Source organism: Halomonas koreensis (assembly GCF_031451675.1).
Taxonomy (GTDB): Bacteria; Pseudomonadota; Gammaproteobacteria; order Pseudomonadales; family Halomonadaceae; genus Halomonas; species Halomonas koreensis.
On record NZ_JARWAK010000003.1, the window covers coordinates 141128 to 162373 of the forward strand.

Here is a 21246-nt window from a genome sequence, read left to right on the forward strand (position 1 = left end):
GTGCGCGCGCTGGACAAGGAGGTGGTCGAGGCCGCGCGGCGCTGGCACGACGCCGGCCATGAGCTGTGGTGGTGCACGGTGCTGTCGACCTTCGGCTCGGCGCCGCGGGAACCGGGCGCCCTGCTGGTCGCCCGGGCCGACGGCCGCCACCTCGGGTCGCTGTCGGGCGGCTGCGTGGAGGAGGACTTCCTGGCCCGGCTCGCGGCGGGCGACTTCCGCTCCCCCGCCCGGGTCGTCGCCTACGGCGACGGCGCCGACGCCCTGGAGGGCAGCCGGGTACGCCTGCCCTGCGATGGGCGTCTCGAGGTGCTGGTCGAGCACTGGCCGGCCGCGGCGCGATCCGCCCGGGCCAGGGTAGGCGACGAACTCGACGCCTACGCCGAGGCCCTGCAAGGGGGCCGGTTGATGGAGCGCGAGGTCGGCCTCGAGGATGGCCGCAGCCGCTGGGCGCCGGCCACGGGCATGGGCCCGGGGGTCGAACGCGGCGAGGCGTCGGTACGGATTCGCGTCGGCCCCGCCGCCCGGCTGGTGGTGGCCGGGATCTCGCCGGTCAGCCAGTACTGCGTGCAGTTCGCCCAGGCGCTGGGCTTCGAGGTGGTGGTGTGCGACCCGCGCCCCGAGGCCTGGGAGGGCTTCGCGGCCGACGACGCCCGCTGCCGGCGAGAGCTGCCGAGCGAGTTCCTGCGCCGCGAGGGGGCCCACCGCATGACGGCGGTGGTGGCCCTCACCCACGACCCGCGCCTGGATGACCTGACCATGCTCGAGGCGGTGCGCGGCGAGGCCTTCTATGTCGGCGTCATGGGCTCGCGGCGCACCTCGGAGAAGCGCGCCGAACGCCTCCGGCGCAGCGGCGGCATCGACGAGGCGGCGCTGTCGCGCATCCGCATGCCGATCGGCCTGGACCTGGGCAGCAAGACCCCGGCGGAGATCGCCCTGGCGACGGTGGCGGATGTGGTCCGGGTCATGCGCGGGCGCTGATCCCGGCGGCTTGTCGCGCCCATACGACGATGCCCCGTCCTGGCGATCCAGGGCGGGGCATCGTCTTCCCGCAGGCGGGGCTCAGCTGGTGGCTTCCCTGGCCGGGGCCAGGCCGTCGTCGGAGGCCGCGAAGCGCGTCTCGGCACTGTGGCTCTCCAGGGCCGCCCGGGCCTTCTGCATGGCCGCGCTGCCGCCCTGGACCCGGCCGGCCTCGTCGGCATGCGCCGCCGACGGGGAGGGCTGGCTCAGGGTGGAGAGTGGCGCCTGGTTGAGCTGCAGGGCGCGCTCGGCGGCATTGTCGGCCTGGGCGGCCAGAGGCAGGGCGGCGATGAGCAGGGCGGAAAGGGTCAGCTTGGCATTCATGATCGGTCTCCTGTTGCGTCGTGTCTCGTCGATCGGGGCCTCGGCCCCGCTGGTGATTAGCACTCTAATCAACGACGCTAACGAACAAAAGAGACCATTTTTGCAATAAAGGTTCGACTTTATCGAAAAAGGCGCCCCGACGCTCGTCGGGCCGGGGCGGCGCCGGCTCGATCAGCCGCTCTCGGGTCGCCGGGCGACGATGGTCCAGGAGCTCGACCCCATCACGATCCTGCCGTCCCGCTCGAAGGGCGCCAGGGCCTCGCGCAGCGCCGCCTCGATCTCGGGGCGCTGGCGCTCGGCCAGCTCGCCGGCCTCGCGGAACACCTCGCCGGCCGGCCCCAGGGCGAGCTGGAAGCGCATGGCCTCCTCCACCGAGCGGCCCACCTCCACCGGGCCGTCGTTGCGGTCGAAGCCGATGTCCTCGAAGCCGGCACTCTCGAGCTGCTGACGCACCACCTCGGGGTTGGCCATCGAGAAGGGGCCAGGGCCACAGGTGCGGGCCTCTTCCCCGGGAGGCGGCAGGAAGTCGAGCACCACCTGCTTGGGGAGGCCCAGCCAGGGGTTGGCCTCGATGTCGCGCCAGACGATGAACATCAGTTCCCCGCCGGGCTTCAGGGCCCTGAAGATATTGCGCATGGCGGGCACCGGGTGCTCGAAGAACATCATGCCGAAGCGCGAGAAGCACAGGTCGAAGTCCCCCTGGAAGGGATAGCGCTCCACGTCGGCGACCTCGAAGCGCACATTGCTCACGCCGGCCTCCGCGGCGCGGCGTCGGGCGTCCTCCAGGAAGGCGTCGACGCAGTCGATGCCCAGCACCTCGCCCTCGGGGCCGGTCATCCCGGCGAGCTGGATGGCGGTGTCGCCCCAGCCGCAGCCCACGTCGAGGATGCGCGCGCCCGGCGCCACCTCGAGGTCCTCGAGGGGCACGCGGCTATGGTAGCTCAGGCCATTCATCAGGATGTCCTGGAAGCGATTGAACTTGTCGGCCAGGGTGTCGTTCCAGAACTCGACGTACTCGCTGGCCGGCTGGGATGTGGAGGATGGACTCATGACAACCTCCCGTGGCGTGCCCCGGCAAGGAGCACTGGCAGGGATCAAGAACCGCGAGACGGCAGGCGGGATAGCCCCATCGCCTGTCAGCATCACGGGGCGTACCTCTTAGTTTTAGCAGGCTCGGTGCCCATCGTGGAGCGTCGATGCCCGAGCAAGGCGGTCATACTCGCCGCCCAGGCTCGAGCCGATCTCGCCTGCGGGTTGAAGGCCAAGGGGCCATTGGCCCCCCACCCTCCTGGACCTGTACTAATCTGAAGCCACCCTGAGCGGGAAAGAATCAGCCCGCACGCCATCGGCCCGTCTTTCGATGACACGTCGTCATCTCCCGAGCCCAGGGGGAGACGGCGGCTTCCCGGTGCAACCGAAGCGCCGAACCGCGGCGGAGGCCTCATCACGGAAGCGCGACGCCACGATGACCCCGCCTTCGAGCGGTGGCCCGCACGCTGCTGGATGAGAAAGGGGGGAACGAGCGATGAATGCAGCCGATCACCTTGGCGCCTATGCCGAGGGCTGGACGAAGGGGGATGCCGACACCATCCTGGGGGCCGTCACCGACGACTACAGGTTCGATGACCCCAATGCCGGCTCCATATCCCGGGATGAGCTTGCCCGCTATCTGTCGGAGCTGAAGGAAACCGTACGCGCGCAGCGTGGCGGCAAGCTTGCCGACCCCTTCATGAAGCTCTCGGAGGTGGTGACGCAGGAAGCCGAGGGCATGCTCACGGCGTGGTGCTGGTGGGCCGTGCCGGGGACCGAGCTCCAGGGCAGCGGCTTGATCAAGGCGGGCCCCGGCGGGGTGAGATCAGAGGTCATCACCTATTACACGAAACTTCCCGCCTGAGCCGTGATACCGGCGCCACGCTCAGTCTCGCGGCACTGGACCGACACGGGGAACTAACCCGGCACCGCCGGGATATTCTGGTTGAAGCGGAACAGGTTGGTGGGATCATAGCGGCGTTTCAACGCCGCGAGCCGTTGATAGTTGGCGCCGAAGGCGGACCTGACCTTGGCCTCGCCCTCGTCCCCCAGGTAGTTGACGTAGGCGCCTTCCTCCAGGAAGGGGGCCGCGGCGTGGAAGCAGCGGCGCCCCCACGCGATATTGGCGCCGGAATCGGCCGGATCGTGCCACATGCGCAACACCAGCACGCTGTGCTGGGCGTGCCGATAGGCGAAGGCGGTGTCCTGGCTCCCCACGCGGCCGATCTCGCCGCCCAGGTGCTCGATAGCGATCGCGGCCAGCGGCGCCGGGAGGTCGTCGGTGAAGGCGTCGACCATCGCGTCGATGGCCGCATCGCTGAAGGTGCGCATGAAGCCCGCCTTCCAGTAGTGCCGCAGCCCGGGTCGGAATACCTCGGCGAGCCGGTTCTGCACCACCGCGTAGGGGACGGGAGCGACGCTATCGAGCAGAGGAGCGCCCATCGAGCGCAGGGGCTGCACCACCTTCTCGCCCTCCTCGAGCTCCCCGCACCAGCAGACGATGATGTCCAGCACGGGGCCCTCCGGCCCCGACAGCAAGGTGGCATCCGCCCGCAGCTCGTCGGGCGCGGCGCTGGACCAGTCCCGATAGCGGCGCAGTACCTCCTTGGCCCGGTCCAGGGGAAAGACCAGTTCGCCGGCCAGCACCGGCCCCACGGGATGCAGCCGATACTCTAAGGACGTCACCACGCCGAAGTTGCCGCCCCCGCCGCGCAGCCCCCAGAAGAGGTCGGGATGCTCGTCGGCGCTGGCGGTCACGAGCTTCCCTTCCGCGGTGACCACATCGGCCGACAGCAGGTTGTCGCAGGCGAGGCCGTACTTGCGGTTGAGATAACCGATCCCGCCGCCCAGGGTCAGCCCCGCGATACCGGTCGAGGGCACGATGCCACCGGTAGTGGCCAGCCCGAAGGCCTGGGTCTCATGGTCGAAGCCACCCCAGGTGGCACCGCCCTCGGCCCGGGCCGTTCGGCGTTCCGGGTCGACATGGACGCTCTGCATGGCCGACAGGTCGACCACCAAACTCCCCTCGCCGACGGCACTCCCCGTCACCCCGTGGCCACCCCCGCGCACGGCCACCGGCAAGTCCGCCTCGCGGGCGAAACCCACCGCGGCCATCACGTCGGCCACCCCGGCACAACGCACGATGGCGGCGGGCCGTGAGTCGATCATGCCGTTGAAGACTCGGCGGGCCTCGTCATAGCCTGCGTCCTCCGGGGCGAAGAGACGCCCCCGCAGCGGCTCGCGCCAGGCCTGGATCGTCGTCGTGTCCAACATGATACCGGCCTCCCGCTCGGTGCCCGATACACCACCGGTCACGGGTGCCACTTCCCTCGCCCTATCGCCCGGCGGATCGTGTCCCTGCCTTCACTATAGCGCTGATCGTCATGGCATAGTCGCCTCAGGCCGTCTCCCGTCGCTCCTCCAGCAACCGCGCCAGCAGGTCGGGGATGGCGGTGTCGGGATCCGGTTCTGGCACCACCTGGGCCAGGGCCACGTGGCTCGCGCCCTGGAAGCGCTGGGGGTCGTCGATGGCGGCCTGGAAGGCGTTGACCACCTCGACCAGCGCCTCGGGGGTATCGCCGACCTGCATGGCGCCGTGAACCAGTAGCGCCATGTCGCGACAGCCGCGCACCCGGCGCCAGCGCTGGGCGGTGCCGACCAGCTTGCGCCCCTGGATGCGCACGTTGAAGCGCCCGTCGCAGTAGGCGCCGGGCACCGGCCCCAGGTCGGCATTCGCCACGCCCAGGGAGGCGAGCCAGTCGCACCAGGGATCGCCGAGGCGGCGATAGCCCCACTCCAGGTGGGCCGCGGAGCTGCCCACCCGGCAACGCACGGCCAGCGCCAGGTTGACCACCGCCGGACTCTGGGGCACCGGGGTGCCGCCGGTGGAGCGGAAGCGGATCGGCCAGTCGCGTTCGGCCAGCCGCGCACGGGCCTCGGGGAAGCCTTCCAGGCGCTCGTGGCGGCGGGGCATCACCAGGGCGCGGTCATGGGGCGACCAGGCCAGCCAGCCGATCGACGCCTCGCCCTGGCAGATCGTGTCGAGCAGGGTCTCCTCGGCGGCGAGCCCCTCCTCCACGGTGGGGCGTTGCAGGGTCATGCTGGAGAAATCGAGCGGGCCGGCCATGGGATCCCCCGGATCAGTGGGTCAGTTCGTCGTCGAAGGCATCGGGCGCGAGGGTCTCGATGCGCTCCCCCAGTCTATCGAGAAAGGCCGCCGCCGGCGCCCCGTTCACCGCGCGGTGATCGAAGGTCAGCGACAGGCCGATCACCTCGGCCAGGCGCACCTCGCCGTCCTCGTCCGGCAGCGCCCGCCACTGGGTGCCGCCGATGCCCAGGATCGCCACCTGGGGCAGGTTGAGGATGGGCGTAAAGTGGTGCACCCGGGAACGCCCCAGGTTGGAGACCGTGAAGGTGGCCCCGGTCAGCTCGCGCACCCCGAGCTTGCCGGCCCGGGCCTTGGCCACCAGGTCACGGCGCGCCTCGGGCAGCGCCCCCAGGCGCAGGTCCTGGGCGTCGAACAGCGCGGGCGCGACCAGCAGGTCGTCGGGCAGCGGCACGGCGAGCCCCAGGTGCACCTCCGGATGCTCGACGATGCGGTTGTCCTCCAGGGTGGCGTTGAGCGCCGGGCACTCGGCCAGCGTCTGCGCCACCAGGCGCAGCAGCACGTCCTGCACCGAGGGCGACGGCAGGCCCAGGGCGCTGCAGCGCCGGCGCAGGGCCGTCACCGCGCCGAGCTCGGCCCCGGCATGGTGGGTGAGCTGGGCGCTGGACTGCAGGCTCTCGCGCATCCTGGCTGCGATCATCCCGCGCATCCCGCGCAGCGGGATCTCGCGGGGCCGGCCGGCCGCCCCCTCGGGGGCGGCGGCTTGGGTCGGTGTCGTCATGGCGACCTCCTCAGGCTTCCAGGCTGGCGATGGTGGTGCCCTTGGCGACCACCTCGTCTTCCTGCTTGGCGATGGCGAGCACGCCGGAGATGGGCGCCTCGATCTCGTACTGGGCCTTCTCGACCATCACCTCGGCCACCAGGTCGCCCTGGGCCACCTCGGCGCCGTCGCTGACCAGCCAGGCGGTGATCACGCCCTCGCCGTCGCCTTCCCAGAGGTCCTCGGGTACGGTAATCGCGGTCTGCATTGGGAGTCTCCTCGTTCAGTCGTTGAGCAGCATCTGATGGAAGGCGGCGACGATCCTGTCGGCATCGGGCAGGGCCCACTGCTCCATCGTCGGCGCGAAGGGAATCGGGATGTCCGGGTAGGCCACCCGGGCCGGGGCGGACTTGAGCCGGTGGTCGTGCTCGACCACGCTGGCGATGATCTCGCCGCTGACGCCGAAGCTGTGGTAGTCCTCGTCGACCACGATCAGCCGCCCGGTCTTGGCCACCGAGGCGCGCACCGTCTCGCGGTCCAGCGGCACCAGGCTCCTCAGGTCGACCACCTCGACGTCGAAGCCCTCGTCCTCCAGCGCCCCGGCGGCGCGCAGGCAGTGATGCACCCCGGCGCCCAGGCTGACCAGGGTCAGGTCGCGGCCCTCGCGGACCACCGCGGCCTTGCCGATCTCGACGCTGTAGGCCTCCTCGGGCACCGGCACGGTGGCGCCCTTCTCGGTGCCCAGCCAGCCCATGCCCTGCAGCGCCTTGTGGTACATGAACACCACCGGGTTGTCGTCGCGGATCGCCGCGGTCATCAGCCCCTTGGCGTCGTAGGCGTTGCTCGGCACCACCACCTTCATGCCGGGCAGGTGGGCGAAGGTGGCGTAGAGGCACTGGGAATGCTGGCCGGCGTCGGAGTAGCCGCCGCCGGTGGAGGTCATCAGCACCATGGGCACCTTGACCTTGCCGCCGGAGAAGTAGGTGTTCTTGGCCATCAGGTTGTAGATGGCGTCCATGCACACGCCGAAGAAGTCGACGAACATCAGTTCGACGACGGGGCGCATGCCGTCGGAGGCCGCGCCCACGGCGGCGCCGATAAAGGCGGTTTCCGAGATCGGCGTGTCGCGGACGCGTTCGTCGCCGAACTCGTCATGCAGGCCGCGGGTGTTGCCGAAGACCCCGCCCAATGGGCCCACGTCCTCGCCCATCACGAAGACGCCGGGGTCGGCGCGCATCGCCTGGGCGGTGGCCTCGGCCATGGCTCGGGCGATGGTCAGCTTGCGTGTCGCAGTGGTAGTCGTCATGTCTGCACCTCGATGGTGGCGTGGCGGCCCGCCTCAGGCGGCGGGCTGCACGATGATCTTGACGTTCTGGTCCTTGCGGTGGACCAGTTCCTCGAAGCCCTTGTCGATGATCTCGGGCAGGGTGATGCGCCCGGTGATCAGCGGCGCCACGTCCAGTGCGCCCTGGTCGATCAGGCGGATGACGTCGGCGAACTCGCCGCTGTAGGCCAGCGAGCCGACCAGTTCCTTCTCGCTGGCCACCAGCTCGAAGAAGTTGTAGGCGCTGGGCTCCTCGAAGATGCCCACCATCACCACCCGCCCGGCCTTGCGGACGGTATCGATGGCGAGCTTGGCGGTGTCCTTGTGGCCGATGCACTCGAAGGCCAGCTTGGCGCCGCGGCCGTCGGTGAGCGCCTGGATCTCGGCGATGGCGTCGCACTCGCTAGGGTCGAGCACCACGTCGGCGCCCACCTCCCGGGCCTTGGCCTTGCGGGCCTCGGACATCTCCAGGACGATGATCCGCGCCGCGCCCTCGGCCTTGGCGCACATCAGGGTGCACAGGCCGATGGTCCCGGCGCCGACCACCACCACGCTGCGCCCCGCCACTCGACCCGCCTTGCGCACGGCGTGCATGCCCACCGCCAGCGGCTCGATCAGCGCGCCGGCCTCGCTGGGAAAGCCGTCGGGCAGCGCATAGACGATGTTGGCGGGCACGTTGACGAACTCGGCGAAGGCGCCGTCGTTCATCAGCCCGGTGAAGGCCAGCCGCTCGCAGAGGTTGTAGCGGCCCTCCCGGCAGTCGGCGCACTCGCCGCAGTGCTGGCAGGCGTCGGCGGCCACCCGCTGGCCGGGCGCCAGCCCCTCGACGCCCTCGCCCACCGCGACGATCTCGCCGCAGAACTCGTGGCCGAGGATGCACCGGCCCTGGGCCCCGGTGAGCGGATGCGGCGCGTCCACCGGGATGAACACCGGCCCGGCCAGGTACTCGTGGAGGTCGGAGCCGCAGATCCCGCACCAGTGGACCCGCACCTGGACCCAGCCCGTCGCCGGGGCCGCGGGGCGCGGCACCGTCTCGAGGCGCACGTCCTGGCGGCCGTGCCAGACCGCCGCTTGCATCGTGTTCATGGCATTGCTCCTGGTCGTTGTTGTCGAGCCATGGCTCGCTCAGACGAAGACGGTGTCCAGCGCCGCCTCCGGGGGCAGGAAGTCGCTGTCCTGGGCGAAGCGGATGGCGGTCTCGACGCGCTCCCGGGCCTCGGCGACCAGGGCCGCGTCGGCGGCCTCGTCGAGCAGGCCGGCCTCGAGCAAGGTGGCGCGGTAGCGGGGGATGGGGTCCCGAGCCTGGAGACCATCCTTCTCGCCCTCGGGGCGATAATCCTCGCCGTCGCCCATGAAGTGGCCGGCCAGCCGGGCGGTCTCGATCTCGATCAGGCTCGGCCCCTGGCCCTCTCGGGCTCGGGCGATGGCCTCCCCGGCGGCGGCGAAGACGCCCTCCACGTCGTTGTCGGCCACGTGATGGCCGGGCATGCCGTAGGCGTCGGCGCGCCGGTCGTTGCGCGGCACGGCGGTGGAGGCCTGCTTGGCCACCGAGATGCCCCAGGCGTTGTCCTCGATGACGAAGACCACCGGCAGCCGCCAGACCGCGGCCAGGTTCAGCGCCTCGTGGAAGGCGCCCTGGTTGGCGGCGCCCTCCCCCATGAAGGCCACGGCGACGCCCGGCTTGCCCTGCAGCTGGCGCGACAGCGCCGCGCCCACCGCCGGGCCCAGGCCCTCGCCGATGATGCCCGAGCAGGAGAAGTTCACGGCCTCGTCGAAGAGGTGCATGTGCCCGCCCCGGCCGCCGGCCAGGCCGGTGGCCTTGCCGAAGATCTCGGCGACCATGGCGTCCAGGTCCACGCCCTTGGCCACGGCGATGTGATGCGGCCGATGGGTGGCGGTGACGATGTCGTCGGCGGACAGGTGGGCGCACACGCCCGCCGCGCAGGGTTCCTGGCCGTTGGAGAGGTGCATCTCGCCGGGGATGGGCCCCTTGGCCATGTTGAACACCGGCGTCTTGCCTTCCATGTAGAGCGTCTCGATGCGCTCCTCGAGGTGGCGGCTGGTCACCATCTGGCGATACATCCACAGCCGTTGTTCGCGGGTCGGTTGCATGGGAATCCTCCGCTCAGAGTTCGCGGCGCTGCATGCGCTCGGCGATGTGGTCGGCCTGGCGCAGCGCCAGGGCGACGATGGTCAGGGTCGGGTTCTCGGCGCCGCTCGAGGTGAACTGGCTGCCGTCGGAGACGAAGAGGTTGTCGATGTCGTGGGTCTGGCCGAAGCGGTTGACCACGCCATCGGCGGGGCGCGCGCTCATGCGGTTGGTGCCCACGTTGTGGCTGGTGGGGAAGTCCGGGACGTGGAAGATGCGCTCGGCGCCGGCGGCCTCGTAGCAGCGCCGGGCCTGCTGCTCGCCGTGGCGGCGCAGCTTCTCGTCGTTGGGGTGGTCGCCCTTGTAGACGATGGGCACCGGCAGGCCGTGCTGGTCGCGACGGGTGTCGTGCAGGGTGATGCCGTTGCGCTCCACCGGCAGGTCCTCGCCGCAGATCCATACCCCGGAGAGGTGGTCGTACTTGTCCAGGGCGCTGGTGATGTCGCGGCCCCAGCCGGCGTGGGTGGGATCCATGAACTTGGCGAAGAAGGGCACCCCCAGCGACATCACCTCCAGGGTGTAGCCGCCGACGAAGCCCCGGGAGCGGTCGAGGCGCGCCTCGTCGGAGATGATCCCGGCGAAGGTGGTACCGCGGTGCATGTGCACGGGCTTGGGCATCACGCCGAAGATGCAGCTGGTGGCGTGGGTCATGTAGTTGCGCCCCACCTGGCCGGAGGAGTTGGCCAGGCCGTCGGGGAACAGCGAGGAATGCGAGTTGAGCAGCAGGCGCGGCGACTCGATGGAGTTGCCGGCCACGCACACCGCCCGGGCCCGCTGGCGGTGCCGGTTGCCGTCGCCGTCGGCGTAGACCACCCCGGTGGCCCGGCCGTCGGCGTCGTGCTCGATGGTGAGCGCCATGGCGCGCGGGCGCACCTCGCACAACCCGGTGGCCTCGGCGCGGGGGATGTCGGTGTACATGGTCGACCACTTGGCGCCGAAGCGGCAGCCCTGCATGCAGAAGCCGGCGTGCATGCAGCGCCCGCGGTCGTCGTACTCCTGGGTGTTGATGGCCATGGGCCCGGCGCGCAGCTGGGTGTAGCCCACCCGTTCGGCGCCGGCGGCCAGCACCTTGAAGTTGTTGTTCCACCGGTGATAGGGCATGCCGGTGGACTCGCCGGTCACCCCCATGTGGCGCTCGGCGCGCACGTAGTAGGGCTCGAGTTCCTCGTAGGAGATCGGCCAGTCCAGCAGGTTGGCGCCGGGAATGTCGCCGACCTCGCTGTGCAGGCGGAACTCGTGGGGCTGGAAGCGCAGCGAGACGCCGGCCCAGTGGATGGTGCTGCCGCCCACACCCTTGACGATCCAGGCCGGCAGGTTGGGGAAGGTCTCGGTGAGCTGGCGGGGCCCGGCGGTGATGCGCTCGTCGAGCCAGGAGATCTTGCGGAACATCTCCCACTCGTCGTTCTCGATGTCGTTCATCTGGTAGCGCTTGCCGGCCTCCAGCACCACGCTCTTGATGCCCTTGCGGGCCAGGGCATGGGCCAGGGTGCCGCCGCCGGCCCCGGAGCCGATGATCACCACCACGCCGTCGTCGTCATGCTCGAAGCGGGTTGTCATGGCGTGTCTCCTCGTTGTCGTTGTGCTTGTCGGTCAGGGCGAGGCGGCGCCTCACAGCCAGTCGATCACCAGATCGTCGAAGCCGCGATGCAGGTAGCCGCCCTGCTGCCAGGAAGCGCCCTCGTAGCCGAAATGCGGCTCCCACAGCTCGGGGTTGTCGTAGAGCCCCACCACCAGGGTGTTGCGGACCCGCTGGAAGAAGTCGCCGTCCTCGATCTCGCGCAGCAGCGCCACCCGGTCGGCCTCCCGGGGCAGCTCGCCGTAGCGCACGCCGTGGGCCGCACGGGCCCGGCGGTCGAGATCGGCCAGGCCGTCGGCGATCAGCGCCCGGTCGCCGTCCAGCAGCGGGCGCAGCGGCTCGAGGTAGTAGCGATCGGCGATGGCTTCGTGGGGGTAGATGTCGCGGCCCAGGCGCAGCAGGCCGGCGGCGAGATCCGGGTCGGCCAGGGCCCAGCGCGGCCACAGGCTGCCGGCGCCGAGCGCCAGCCCGCCGGCGAGCAGGGCGCCCTGCCCGGAGAGGGTCAGGAAGCGACGCCGGCTGAGCGTCGCCCGGGAAGAAGGGGTCATGGCATGGCTCCTCTTGTTGTTCGTGTCCGGCGCGCCGGGCGCTCCCGGCCGCTCGCCCTGACAGGGCAGGTTCCGTGCCAGAATGCGCCGAACGAACGCCAAGCCATTGCCATGAAAGAAAAAACCCGCCGGCTGGCGGGTCCGATGGGCCTCGTGGGGCGGGCGGGTGAAACACCGGGGATTACACTGAACGTGACAAGGGCGTTTACAGGCGGCGTTACAGCTGTAACGGGGGCGACGAAGGTCGCATCTCGGGGCCCGGGCGGGCCCCGTACCTTGAAGGGCACGACAACGACAAGACCATGACGCGCCGGCGCGCCGGCGCGCCGGCGCGAGGCCATGACCATGAGCACCGCCCAGGCACAGCGACAGCATGTCCAGACCATCCTGAACGCCCTGGAAGGGCCCGGCACGGACGAGGACGCGGTGATCCAGCGCTCCTGGCGCCGCTGCATCGATCGCTTCGGGCTCGACCCGGCGGCCCCGAGCCCGCCCCGCTACGTGCCCGACCGCACCCTGCGCGAGCACCAGGACCAGGCCGATGCCCTGCTCCAGGTGGCCCGGGCCGGGGTGGAGCAGCTCTATCGCCAGGTCCGGCCCCTGGACTACGTGGTGCTGCTCACCGATGCCCGCGGCATCGCCGTGCAGTTCCTCGGCGACCGCCACGCCCAGCGCGAGCACCAGCGCACCGGCCTCTACCTGGGCGCCGACTGGAGCGAGGAACACGCCGGCACCTGCGCGGTGGGCACCTGCATCCAGGAGCGCGTGCCGCTGACCTGCCACCACAGCGACCACTTCAGCGCCCACCACATCCGCCTGACCTGCACGGCGGCGCCGGTCTTCGACCCGCACGGCCAGCTGCTGGCGGTGCTCGACATCTCCGCCTATCGGTCGCCGGAGTCCAAGGCCTCCCAGACCTTCGCCCTGCAGGTGGTGAAGCACTACGCGCGGATGATCGAGGACGCCTACTTCCTGCAGCGCTACGGCGGCCGCCACATCCTCTGCCTGGATCGTTCCCGGGAGTTCGTGCAGATCAACCGCCGTTACCTGCTCGCCCTGGAGGAGGACGGCACCCTGGTGGCGGCCAACACCGCCGGGCGCAAGCTGCTTCGCCACCACGAGCTGCCCCTGGCCGGCCCCGGCGAGGCGCGGTCCTTCCGGGCCTGGAACGTCCAGGACCTGCTCGACGCCGAGATCGGCGAGGTCCTCGACAGTCATCGCTACGGCGAGGATCGGGTCCGCGCCTTCCGCACCCACCGCCACCACGAGCTGCACTTCGCCACCCTGCTCGAGCCTCGGCGCCGCCGCGTCGCCCGCGACGACGCCCCTCGCCGGGACGCCAGCCTGGCGCCGCTGGAGGCCCTGGCCGACGACGACCCGGCGATGCGCGACACCCTGACCCGCGCCGCCCGGCTGCGCAACGAGCCCATCAACCTGCTGGTGGTCGGCGAGACCGGCACCGGCAAGGAGCGCATGGCCCGAGCCCTGCACGAGTCCAGCCGGCGCCGCGACAAGCCCTTCGTGGCCATCAATTGCGCGGCCATGCCGGAGTCGCTGATCGAGAGCGAGCTGTTCGGCCACGAGCCCGGCAGCTTCACCGGCGCCCGCAGCAAGGGCATGAAGGGGCTGATCGCCCAGGCCGACGGCGGCACCCTCTTCCTCGACGAGATCGGCGACATGCCGCTGCAGCTGCAGACCCGGCTGCTGCGGGTGCTGGCCGAGCAGGAGGTGCTGCCGATCGGCGCCAGCCGGCCGATCAAGGTGGACCTGCGGGTGGTGGCCGCCACCCACCGCGACCTGCGCGGGCTGATCGACCTGGGCCGCTTCCGGGAGGACCTCTTCTATCGCTTGAACGGCGCCAGCCTGCGGCTGCCGCCGCTGCGCGAGCGGGCCGACCAGGGCTACCTGATCCGCCGGCTGTTCGAGGAGCTCCAGGCCGAGCGCGGCGACCGCCGGGTGCGGCTGCGCGGCGACGCCATGAGCGCCCTGCTCGCCTACCCCTGGCCGGGCAACATCCGCGAGCTGCACAACGCCCTGCGCTTCGCCCTGGCGACCTGCGAGGGCGACGAGATCGTGGTCGGCGACCTGCCCGAGGAATGCGTCAGCGGCCACCTGGCACACCCGGCGGCCCGCTCCCCCGCCGCGGCCGAGACCGGCCAGGCCCGTCCCGGCCGCGGCGAGGACCCGCTCGAGGAGGCCCTGCGCCGCCACCGCTGGAACATCAGCGCCGTGGCCCGGGAGCTCGGCCTGTCGCGCCCGACCATCTACCGGCGCATGAAACGCCTGGGCATCATTCCGCCCAACCAGCAGACATCGACATGACACCCCCGGGGACGGCTCCCCGGGCGGCTGGATAGCCCGGCCGACCTTGTCGGCTCAGACGTGCAGGATCTCTTCCTTCAGCGAGTAGGCGATGCCGAGCACCTCCAGGCGGGTCTGCGGGTCGATGCCATGGCGATCCAGGGCGGCCAGGATATCGTCGAGGGCGGCCATGTATTCCGCCTCGTCGATATTCATGCCCCGGTGGGCCTCGGGCATGCTTCGCCCGCGGTACTCGTGGGGCCCGCCGCTGCCGGCGGACAGGAAATCGCGCAGGTGGCCCTTCACCTCCTCCAGGCGAGCCGGATCCTCGCGATAGGGCAGGAAACGCGCCTGGATGCGCGGGTTCTGCATATGTGCCGCCACGATATCCTCCACCAGCTCGGCGATGCCACGCTCGCCGCCCAGGCGTTCATAGAGGGTCGTACTGGTCATCTCGCACCTCCCGGGCCGGCTGCCCGGCCCTGGCTCATATCGACAGGACGGCGGGCTTCGCCGTCCGCGATAGCCCCGTCGGCGCATGACCACCCGTGGTCGCCCCTCGACCGCTCGGCGACGCACTGCTCCGCCGCCGTGTCCCGCTCCGCCATCCAGCCGACCGGCCTGGGAATGAGTATCGCCCCTCAGGCGTCGGCGTCAATCGACGGCCGCCGCTCAGGCATTGTGGGTGACTCGCCCCAGCTCGCGGATGTCGTAGCCGACCATGGCCGCGGCCTGGTCACCGCCCTCGCCCTGATCCTCGCGGGGGATCCGGCGCTGCTGGACATCGTGGCGCTGTCGCTGCGGGTCTCGCTTCCCGGGCCGCGGGGCGCTGATCGTGGCGCTCAACGCCCTGATGGGGCTGCCGCCGGGGGTGGCCGGCCTCGGCGTCTACCTGCTGCTGTCCCGGGCCGGGCCGCTGGGCGAGCTCGGCCTGCTGTTCACGCCCACCGCCATGGTGGTGCCCAGATGATGCTGGTGCTGCCGATCATCGCCGCCCTGACCCGCCCGGCCCGCACAGCGTTGACGCGCGGCAAGGCAGCGGCAGGCAGGCGCACTATAGTGAAAGGGCCGGTCCCCGCATCTTCCGGCGGCCAGCGGCACGGCGGCGGGTGATTCACCTTCCGGCGTGCCTCCCGCCCCGTCGCGGCGATGCGAGGAAGTGCCTTCGCCTGCTTCAGGGAGCCTGACCCATGACAGGGACGATCATCCGGCACCGCGCCGTCCTCACCACCCCGCTCGCCTCAGGACGCGGGAAGACGCGCCCCTCCGCCCCCCGGCCCCCTTCCCGTCGATAGCCGGGGCCCCATGACGCTGCCCCTGATCCTGCTGCTGCCGCTGCTCGGCGCCCTGCTGCCGGCGCTTTTCCGGCGCGGCTCCTGTCTCCGGCTCGCAGGGCTTGCCGCCCTGCCCACCCTCTCGAGCCTTGCACTGCTGCTGAGCCTGCTGCCGCGGGTCACGGCCGGCGAGACGCTCGTCGCAGAACTCGTCTGGCTGCCGTCCCTGGGCCTCAACCTGGGGCTGCGCCTCGACGCCCTGGGCCTGCTGTTCGCCCTGCTGATCACTGGCATCGGCGCCGTCATCCTGCTCTACGCCCGCTACTACTTCGAGGGCAGCGCCTCGGAGGCGCGCTTCTTCACCCTGGTGCTGCTGTTCATGGGAGTCATGCTCGGCATCGTGCTGGCCGAGAACCTGCTCTTCATGCTGGTGTTCTGGGAGCTGACCAGCCTGGTGTCCTTCCTGCTGATCGGCTTTCACAGCGATCGCCAGGCGGCCCGGCTGGGGGCGCGGATGTCGCTGGTGATCACCGGCGGCGGTGGGCTGGCATTGCTGGGCGGCATCGTGCTGCTGGGCCAGGCCGCCGGCAGTTACGAACTCTCGGTGGTGCTCGAGGCCGGCGAGCGGATCCGCGCCCACGAACACTATGGCCTGATGCTCAACCTGATCCTGCTCGGTGCCTTCACCAAGTCGGCCCAGTTTCCCTTCCACCTCTGGCTGCCCCACGCCATGACGGCGCCGACCCCGGTCTCCGCCTATCTGCACAGCGCCACCATGGTCAAGGCGGGGCTCTTCCTGCTCGCCCGGCTGCATCCGGCCCTGGCCGACACCGGGCTGTGGTTCCACCTGGTCACCCTCACCGGCATGCTGACGCTGATGGTGGGGGCCTTCGTGGCCATGTTCATGCACGACATGAAGGGGCTGCTGGCCTACTCCACGGTGTCCCACCTGGGGCTGATCATGCTGCTGCTGGGCCTGGGCACGCCCCTGGCGCTGGCGGCCGCGCTCTTCCATCTGGTGTGCCATGCGCTGTTCAAGGCCCCGCTGTTCATGATGGCGGGCTACGTGGATCGCGCCACCGGCACCCGCGACATGCGCCGCATCAACGGCATGTGGCGCTTCATGCCGGCGCTGATGGCGCTCTCGGCGATTCCCGCCGCGGCCATGGCCGGCCTGCCGCTGATGAGCGGCTACGTGAGCAAGAAGATGCTGTTCACCGAGAGCCTGTGGCTGGCCACGCCGCAATGGGCGACGCTGGCGATTCCCGCCTGGGTCACTCTGGCCGGGCTCTTCTCGGTGGCCTACTCGATTCGCATCTTCCACAACGTCTACTTCAACGGGCGCCCCGTCGACCTGCCCCTCTGGCCGCCCCGCGAGCCCAGCGCGGCGGCGCTTTCGCCCATCGCGCTGCCGGTGCTGGCCACCCTGCTGGTGGGCCTGGCACCCCAGGGGCTCTACGCGACCTTGATCCATCCGGCCTTCGAGGCCGCGCACCAGGCCGCGCTTCCCGCCTACGACCTCGCGGCGCTGGGCGACGCCCGGACGGGGTTGATGAGCCTCGTCGCCCTGGCGGGGGGTGCGCTCTTCTACGCGATCCGCGGCCCGCTGTTTCGCCTCCACGCCCGGCTGCCCGAGGTGGATGCCAAGGAGATCTTCGACTGGGCCATGCGCAGCGCCACCGAGCGCTCCCAGCGCCGCGTCTTCCAGCTCGAGAACGGCTCGCTGCAGCGCTACCTCACCTTCATCATGTTCACCGTGGTGGTGCTGGTCGGCGTGGAGCTGCTCGCCGTGGCGCGCTGGGACGGCGGCGTGCCGCTGGGCCCGCTCGACCCGCTGACCGTGCTCGCCGCCGTCCTGCTCTGCCTGGCGGCCATCGGCGTTGTGGTCTTCCACCACTACCGGCTGCCGGCCCTGCTGCTGCTCGGGCTGACCGGGCTCTTCGTGACCGTCGCCTTCGCGCGCTTCTCGGCGCCGGACCTCGCCCTGACCCAGCTGATGGTCGAGGTGATGGCGGTGGTGATCATGATGCTGGCGCTCTCCTTCCTGCCCCAGACGTCGCCCCGGGAATCCACGCGCTTAAGGATGGCGCGCGACCTGGCCATCGCCGGCCTGGTGGGCGGCGGGGTGGCGGCCTTCAGCTTCGCCATCCTGACCCGTCCGCAGCGCACCATCTCCGACTTCTTCCTCGCCCAGAGCCTGCCCGGCGGCGGCGGCACCAACGTGGTCAACGTGATCCTGGTGGACTTCCGCGGCTTCGATACCCTGGGCGAGATCACCGTGCTCGGCATCGCGGCGGTGGCGGTCTTCGCCTTCACCCGCGACCTGCACCTCAAGGAGCGGGTGGTCGACACCCAGCCCGGGCACTGGGTGGCCGAGCCGCACCCGATCATGCTCGGCACCGTGGCCCGGCTGGTGCTGCCGATCGCCCTGCTGGTCTCGGCCTACATCTTCCTGCGCGGCCACAACCTGCCCGGCGGCGGCTTCATCGCCGGGCTGATCACCGCGGTGGCCTTCACCCTGCAGTACATGGCGGGCGGGCTGGTCTGGGCCCAGGCCCGCATGCTCACCGCCTTCCGGCCGCTGATCGGCGCCGGCCTGCTGATCGCGGTGATCACCGGTCTCGGCAGCTGGTTCTTCGGCCGCCCCTTCCTCACCTCGGCCCACGGGCACGTTCATCTGCCGCTGGTCGGCGAACTCGAGCTGGCCACCGCCATGCTCTTCGACCTCGGCGTCTACGCCACCGTGGTGGGGGCGACGCTGCTGGTGCTGGCCAACCTCGGCAAGCTGATGACCGTGGCCGGCCCCGGCAAGGAGATCGGCTGATGGAGCTGCTCTACGCGATGACCCTGGGCGTGCTGACCACCTGCGGGGTCTACCTGCTGCTGCGGGCGCGCACCTTCACGGTGATCCTGGGCCTCACCCTGCTCTCCCACGCCGTGAACCTCTACCTCTTCGCCTCGGGCCGGCTGGTCGCCGGGGCGCCGGCCATCATCGGCCTCACCCAGGGCTCGGCGGACCCGCTGCCCCAGGCACTCGTGCTGACCGCCATCGTCATCGGCTTCGCCATGACCGCCTTCGTGGTGGTGCTGGCCCTCAAGGCGGCGGTGGAGCTACGCAACGACCACGTCGACGGCGAGAACCCGGACGAGGATCGCCTATGACCCATGCGCTGATCCTGCCGATCCTGCTGCCGCTGATCACCGGGGCGGGCCTTCTGCTGCTCTACCGGCTGCCCTTCGCCGTGCAGCGCCTGGTCGGCCTGGCCAGCACCCTGGGCCTCACGCTGCTGGGCGCCTGGGCCCTGGGCGCGGCGGGCGGCGGGGAGTACCGGCTCTACCACGCCGGCGACTGGCCGGCACCCTTCGGCATCGTGCTGATCCTCGATCGCCTCTCCGCCCTGATGCTGGCGCTGACCGCCGCCCTGGGGCTCGCCTGCCTGCTCTACGCCGGCCGCGGCATCGACCGCCGCGGGGCGCACTTCCACGCCCTCTTCCAGTTCCAGCTGGCCGGCCTCAACGGCGCCTTCCTGACCGGCGACCTGTTCAACCTCTTCGTGTTCTTCGAGATCCTGCTGATCGCCTCCTACGCGCTGCTGCTCCACGGCGGCGGGCGGGCGCGCAGCCGCGCCGGGCTGCACTACGTGATCATCAACCTGGTGGGCTCGGCGCTGTTCCTGGTCGCCCTGGGCACCCTCTACGGGCTCACCGGCACCCTCAACATGGCCGACCTGGCCCTCGAGGTGGCCGCCGCCCCGCCGGGCGACGCGCCGCTGCTGGCGGCGGCCAGCATGGCGCTGCTGGTGGTGTTCGGCATCAAGGCCGCCATCCTGCCGCTGCTGTTCTGGCTGCCCCGCGCCTACTCGGCCTCCAGCGCTCCGGTGGCCGCGCTCTTCGCCATCATGACCAAGGTCGGCGTCTACGCCATCCTGCGGGTCTTCCTGCTGGTCTTCGGGCTCGGCGAGGCGCCGGTCAACGCCGCCGCCTGGCAGTGGCTCTGGCCGCTGGCCCTGCTGACCCTGGCGCTGGGCGGCGTCGGGGTGCTGGGCTCGGATAGCCTGCGCACCCTGACCGCCTACCTGGTGATCATCTCGGTGGGCACCCTGCTCGCCACCCTGAGCCTCGTCACCCCGGCGACGCTCGCCGCCGCGCTCTTCTACCTGCTCCACAGCACCGGCATGGCGGCCGCCTTCTTCCTGCTCGCCGACCTGCTGGGCCAGCAGCGCGAGGAGGGCTACGACCGCTTCTCGGTGGAGGCACCCATGGGCCATCGCGGGGTGCTCGGCGGCCTGTTCTTCCTCGCCGCCATCGCCGCGGTGGGCCTGCCGCCGTTCGGCGGCTTCGTCAGCAAGGCGTGGATCCTCCAGGCGAGCATCGGGGAACCCCGGGGGCTCTGGCTGTGGGGGGGACTGCTGGCCGCGGCGCTGCTGACCCTGATCGCCGTCAGCCGCACCGGCAGCCGCTGGTTCTGGCGCCCGGGCCCCGCCGCCGCGCCGCGCCCGCTGGATCGCGGCGGCCTGGCCGTCGTCGTCGCCCTGGTGGTCCTCAACGGCGGGCTGGCGGCGCTGGGCGAGCCGGTGATGGCCTATCTCGCGCTGACCGCAGAGCAGCTCCTGACGCCACAGGCCTACGTCGCCGCCATGCTGCCGGAGACGCTGGCCCTCTCCATGGAGGTCGCGCCATGACGCCGCTCGCCCGCTTCCGACGGTTCTGGCTGCCGCATCCGCTGTTCTCGCTGTTCCTGGCCCTGCTGTGGCTGCTGATGGTCAATGAGCTCAGCGTCGCCCACGCCCTGCTGGGGCTCGCCCTGGGCGTGGCGATCCCGGTGGTGACTCACGCCTTCTGGCCCGAGGAGGCGAAGATCCGCCGCCCGCTGCCGCTGCTGCGCTACCTGGGGGTGCTGCTGCTCGACATCCTGCGCTCCAACCTGGTGGTGGCGCTGCGCATTTTGCGCCCCGCCCGGGAGCTGCGGCCGGGCTTCTTCACCTACCCGCTGGCGCTGGACGACGACTTCGCGATCACCCTGCTGGCGAGCACCATTTCGCTGACGCCGGGCACCGTCTCGCTCCACCACGACGCCGAGGCCAACACCCTGCTGATCCACGCCCTGCACCTGGAGGACGAGGCCGAGGCCATCGCCAGCATTCGCACACGCTACGAGCAGCCCCTGGAGGAGATCTTCCGATGATCGCCATCGTCGTTCCCATCGCCATGACGCTCTTCGCCGCCGCCGCCCTGCTGAATCTCTACCGTCTGGCCATCGGTCCGGACATCGTCGACCGGATCCTGGCGCTGGACACCCTGATGATCAACAGCATCGCGCTGATCGTGCTGGCCGACCTGCGCATGGGCCTCGGCGTGCTCTTCGAGCTGGCGCTGCTGATCGCGCTGATGGGCTTCATCGGCACCGTGGCCATGAGCAAGTACCTGGTGCGGGGGGACGTGATCGAATGAGCCCCCTCGACATGCCGGTCCTCCTGCAGCTCATCGTCGCCGCCTTCCTGCTGGTCGGGGCCCTGGTGGCGCTGATCGGCTCCTGGGGCCTGGCCAAGCTGCCCGACTTCTACACCCGTCTGCACGGCCCCACCAAGGCCAGCACCCTGGGCGTCGGCTGCACCCTGATCGGCTCGCTGCTCTACTTCAGCCACCAGCAGGACGGCGTCTCGGTGCAGGAGGCCCTGGTGACGATCTTTCTGTTCGCCACCGCCCCGGTCAGCGCCCACATGATGGGCAAGGCGGCCCTGCGCCGTCGCCTCGGGAGCGTGCCGGACACCCGCAACATACCGGACCGGTCCCGGCGCGCCTCCAGCCAAGCGAGCGACAGGCGCTGACCGGCCGCTC

General features: G+C 70.9%; 23 protein-coding genes. 10 read left to right on the forward strand and 13 right to left on the reverse strand.

Annotation, left to right across the window (positions count from 1 at the left end):
• The gene (locus tag QC818_RS05025) at positions 1-978 is read left to right on the forward strand and encodes an XdhC family protein (RefSeq protein WP_309651750.1); all 978 of its coding nucleotides are present in this window, start codon (positions 1-3) and stop codon (positions 976-978) included.
• Positions 979-1059: 81 nt separating this feature from the next.
• Here QC818_RS05025 and QC818_RS05030 read toward each other — a convergent pair whose 3' ends face one another.
• Together QC818_RS05030 and QC818_RS05035 are read right to left on the reverse strand one after the other, a co-directional pair.
• Positions 1060-1341: a hypothetical protein gene (locus tag QC818_RS05030; RefSeq protein WP_309651751.1), complete on the reverse strand. Its 282-nt coding sequence runs from the start codon at positions 1339-1341 to the stop codon at positions 1060-1062.
• Positions 1342-1512: 171 nt separating this feature from the next.
• A complete protein-coding gene (locus QC818_RS05035) occupies positions 1513-2391 on the reverse strand; it encodes a class I SAM-dependent methyltransferase (RefSeq protein ID WP_309651752.1) in 879 nt (292 codons plus the stop codon).
• Positions 2392-2866: 475 nt separating this feature from the next.
• Here QC818_RS05035 and QC818_RS05040 point away from each other — a divergent pair, with 475 nt between their 5' ends.
• Complete coding sequence (locus tag QC818_RS05040; protein WP_309651753.1) at positions 2867-3235, forward strand: nuclear transport factor 2 family protein; 369 nt, start codon at positions 2867-2869, stop codon at positions 3233-3235.
• Positions 3236-3288: 53 nt separating this feature from the next.
• Here the strand turns inward: QC818_RS05040 and QC818_RS05045 are convergent, their stop codons facing one another.
• The 9 genes from QC818_RS05045 to QC818_RS05085 form a co-directional block, all read right to left on the reverse strand.
• Entirely contained in the window at positions 3289-4644 is a 1356-nt protein-coding gene (locus QC818_RS05045; RefSeq protein ID WP_309651754.1) for an FAD-binding oxidoreductase, read from the reverse strand.
• Between the two features lie 124 nt (positions 4645-4768).
• The gene (locus QC818_RS05050; protein ID WP_309651755.1) at positions 4769-5497 is read right to left on the reverse strand and encodes a lipoyl protein ligase domain-containing protein; all 729 of its coding nucleotides are present in this window, start codon (positions 5495-5497) and stop codon (positions 4769-4771) included.
• 13 nt (positions 5498-5510) lie between these two features.
• Entirely contained in the window at positions 5511-6257 is a 747-nt protein-coding gene (locus QC818_RS05055; protein ID WP_309651756.1) for a 2-oxo acid dehydrogenase subunit E2, read from the reverse strand.
• A 10-nt stretch (positions 6258-6267) separates the two neighbouring features.
• Positions 6268-6504 carry a lipoyl domain-containing protein gene (locus tag QC818_RS05060; protein ID WP_309651757.1) on the reverse strand — a complete coding sequence of 79 codons (237 nt, stop codon included), beginning with the start codon at positions 6502-6504 and terminating at the stop codon, positions 6268-6270.
• Positions 6505-6519: 15 nt separating this feature from the next.
• Positions 6520-7542 (reverse strand): alpha-ketoacid dehydrogenase subunit beta, encoded by a 1023-nt coding sequence (locus tag QC818_RS05065; RefSeq protein ID WP_309651758.1) that lies wholly within the window; start codon positions 7540-7542, stop codon positions 6520-6522.
• 33 nt (positions 7543-7575) lie between these two features.
• Positions 7576-8646: a 2,3-butanediol dehydrogenase gene (locus QC818_RS05070; protein WP_309651759.1), complete on the reverse strand. Its 1071-nt coding sequence runs from the start codon at positions 8644-8646 to the stop codon at positions 7576-7578.
• 39 nt (positions 8647-8685) lie between these two features.
• Entirely contained in the window at positions 8686-9672 is a 987-nt protein-coding gene (locus tag QC818_RS05075) for a thiamine pyrophosphate-dependent dehydrogenase E1 component subunit alpha (protein ID WP_309651760.1), read from the reverse strand.
• Positions 9673-9685: 13 nt separating this feature from the next.
• Positions 9686-11266: a GMC family oxidoreductase gene (locus QC818_RS05080; RefSeq protein ID WP_309651761.1), complete on the reverse strand. Its 1581-nt coding sequence runs from the start codon at positions 11264-11266 to the stop codon at positions 9686-9688.
• Positions 11267-11317: 51 nt separating this feature from the next.
• Positions 11318-11833 carry a gluconate 2-dehydrogenase subunit 3 family protein gene (locus QC818_RS05085; RefSeq protein WP_309651762.1) on the reverse strand — a complete coding sequence of 172 codons (516 nt, stop codon included), beginning with the start codon at positions 11831-11833 and terminating at the stop codon, positions 11318-11320.
• 339 nt (positions 11834-12172) lie between these two features.
• Here QC818_RS05085 and QC818_RS05090 point away from each other — a divergent pair, with 339 nt between their 5' ends.
• Entirely contained in the window at positions 12173-14155 is a 1983-nt protein-coding gene (locus tag QC818_RS05090) for a sigma-54-dependent Fis family transcriptional regulator (protein WP_309651763.1), read from the forward strand.
• Positions 14156-14209: 54 nt separating this feature from the next.
• On the opposite strand, the gene QC818_RS05095 is transcribed toward QC818_RS05090, so the two are convergent.
• Together QC818_RS05095 and QC818_RS05100 are read right to left on the reverse strand one after the other, a co-directional pair.
• A complete protein-coding gene (locus QC818_RS05095) occupies positions 14210-14587 on the reverse strand; it encodes a group I truncated hemoglobin (RefSeq protein ID WP_309651764.1) in 378 nt (125 codons plus the stop codon).
• A 219-nt stretch (positions 14588-14806) separates the two neighbouring features.
• On the reverse strand, positions 14807-14980 hold the full coding sequence (locus tag QC818_RS05100; protein WP_309651765.1) for a hypothetical protein: 174 nt from the start codon (positions 14978-14980) through the stop codon (positions 14807-14809).
• On the opposite strand from QC818_RS05100, the gene QC818_RS05105 reads away from it, so the two are divergent.
• The 7 genes from QC818_RS05105 to QC818_RS05135 all read left to right on the forward strand — a co-directional run bounded on the left by QC818_RS05105 (position 14970) and on the right by QC818_RS05135 (position 21236).
• Positions 14970-15104 (forward strand): hypothetical protein, encoded by a 135-nt coding sequence (locus tag QC818_RS05105; protein WP_309651766.1) that lies wholly within the window; start codon positions 14970-14972, stop codon positions 15102-15104. The genes QC818_RS05100 and QC818_RS05105 overlap by 11 nt on opposite strands.
• 335 nt (positions 15105-15439) lie before the next feature.
• The gene (locus QC818_RS05110) at positions 15440-18232 is read left to right on the forward strand and encodes a monovalent cation/H+ antiporter subunit A (protein WP_309651767.1); all 2793 of its coding nucleotides are present in this window, start codon (positions 15440-15442) and stop codon (positions 18230-18232) included.
• On the forward strand, positions 18232-18570 hold the full coding sequence (locus tag QC818_RS05115) for a Na+/H+ antiporter subunit C (protein WP_309651768.1): 339 nt from the start codon (positions 18232-18234) through the stop codon (positions 18568-18570). Before QC818_RS05110 ends, QC818_RS05115 begins: the two co-directional genes overlap by 1 nt.
• Complete coding sequence (locus QC818_RS05120) at positions 18567-20090, forward strand: monovalent cation/H+ antiporter subunit D (RefSeq protein ID WP_309651769.1); 1524 nt, start codon at positions 18567-18569, stop codon at positions 20088-20090. Before QC818_RS05115 ends, QC818_RS05120 begins: the two co-directional genes overlap by 4 nt.
• On the forward strand, positions 20087-20593 hold the full coding sequence (locus tag QC818_RS05125; protein WP_309651770.1) for a Na+/H+ antiporter subunit E: 507 nt from the start codon (positions 20087-20089) through the stop codon (positions 20591-20593). Before QC818_RS05120 ends, QC818_RS05125 begins: the two co-directional genes overlap by 4 nt.
• Positions 20590-20859, forward strand: a complete 270-nt coding sequence (locus QC818_RS05130; RefSeq protein ID WP_309651771.1) for a K+/H+ antiporter subunit F — start codon at positions 20590-20592, stop codon at positions 20857-20859. Before QC818_RS05125 ends, QC818_RS05130 begins: the two co-directional genes overlap by 4 nt.
• Positions 20856-21236 (forward strand): Na+/H+ antiporter subunit G, encoded by a 381-nt coding sequence (locus tag QC818_RS05135; protein WP_309651772.1) that lies wholly within the window; start codon positions 20856-20858, stop codon positions 21234-21236. The genes QC818_RS05130 and QC818_RS05135 overlap by 4 nt, the downstream gene beginning before the upstream one ends.
• The last annotated feature ends 10 nt before the right edge of the window (positions 21237-21246 follow it).

Coding starts and splice junctions, on each gene's coding strand:
- QC818_RS05030 (WP_309651751.1), bottom strand. CDS start 1,341: ATGAATGCCAAGCTGACCCTTTCCGCCCTGCTCATCGCCGCCCTGCCT.
- QC818_RS05035 (WP_309651752.1), bottom strand. CDS start 2,391: ATGAGTCCATCCTCCACATCCCAGCCGGCCAGCGAGTACGTCGAGTTC.
- QC818_RS05040 (WP_309651753.1), top strand. CDS start 2,867: ATGAATGCAGCCGATCACCTTGGCGCCTATGCCGAGGGCTGGACGAAG.
- QC818_RS05045 (WP_309651754.1), bottom strand. CDS start 4,644: ATGTTGGACACGACGACGATCCAGGCCTGGCGCGAGCCGCTGCGGGGG.
- QC818_RS05050 (WP_309651755.1), bottom strand. CDS start 5,497: ATGGCCGGCCCGCTCGATTTCTCCAGCATGACCCTGCAACGCCCCACC.
- QC818_RS05055 (WP_309651756.1), bottom strand. CDS start 6,257: ATGACGACACCGACCCAAGCCGCCGCCCCCGAGGGGGCGGCCGGCCGG.
- QC818_RS05060 (WP_309651757.1), bottom strand. CDS start 6,504: ATGCAGACCGCGATTACCGTACCCGAGGACCTCTGGGAAGGCGACGGC.
- QC818_RS05065 (WP_309651758.1), bottom strand. CDS start 7,542: ATGACGACTACCACTGCGACACGCAAGCTGACCATCGCCCGAGCCATG.
- QC818_RS05070 (WP_309651759.1), bottom strand. CDS start 8,646: ATGAACACGATGCAAGCGGCGGTCTGGCACGGCCGCCAGGACGTGCGC.
- QC818_RS05075 (WP_309651760.1), bottom strand. CDS start 9,672: ATGCAACCGACCCGCGAACAACGGCTGTGGATGTATCGCCAGATGGTG.
- QC818_RS05080 (WP_309651761.1), bottom strand. CDS start 11,266: ATGACAACCCGCTTCGAGCATGACGACGACGGCGTGGTGGTGATCATC.
- QC818_RS05085 (WP_309651762.1), bottom strand. CDS start 11,833: ATGACCCCTTCTTCCCGGGCGACGCTCAGCCGGCGTCGCTTCCTGACC.
- QC818_RS05090 (WP_309651763.1), top strand. CDS start 12,173: ATGACCATGAGCACCGCCCAGGCACAGCGACAGCATGTCCAGACCATC.
- QC818_RS05095 (WP_309651764.1), bottom strand. CDS start 14,587: ATGACCAGTACGACCCTCTATGAACGCCTGGGCGGCGAGCGTGGCATC.
- QC818_RS05110 (WP_309651767.1), top strand. CDS start 15,440: ATGACGCTGCCCCTGATCCTGCTGCTGCCGCTGCTCGGCGCCCTGCTG.
- QC818_RS05115 (WP_309651768.1), top strand. CDS start 18,232: ATGGAGCTGCTCTACGCGATGACCCTGGGCGTGCTGACCACCTGCGGG.
- QC818_RS05120 (WP_309651769.1), top strand. CDS start 18,567: ATGACCCATGCGCTGATCCTGCCGATCCTGCTGCCGCTGATCACCGGG.
- QC818_RS05125 (WP_309651770.1), top strand. CDS start 20,087: ATGACGCCGCTCGCCCGCTTCCGACGGTTCTGGCTGCCGCATCCGCTG.
- QC818_RS05130 (WP_309651771.1), top strand. CDS start 20,590: ATGATCGCCATCGTCGTTCCCATCGCCATGACGCTCTTCGCCGCCGCC.
- QC818_RS05135 (WP_309651772.1), top strand. CDS start 20,856: ATGAGCCCCCTCGACATGCCGGTCCTCCTGCAGCTCATCGTCGCCGCC.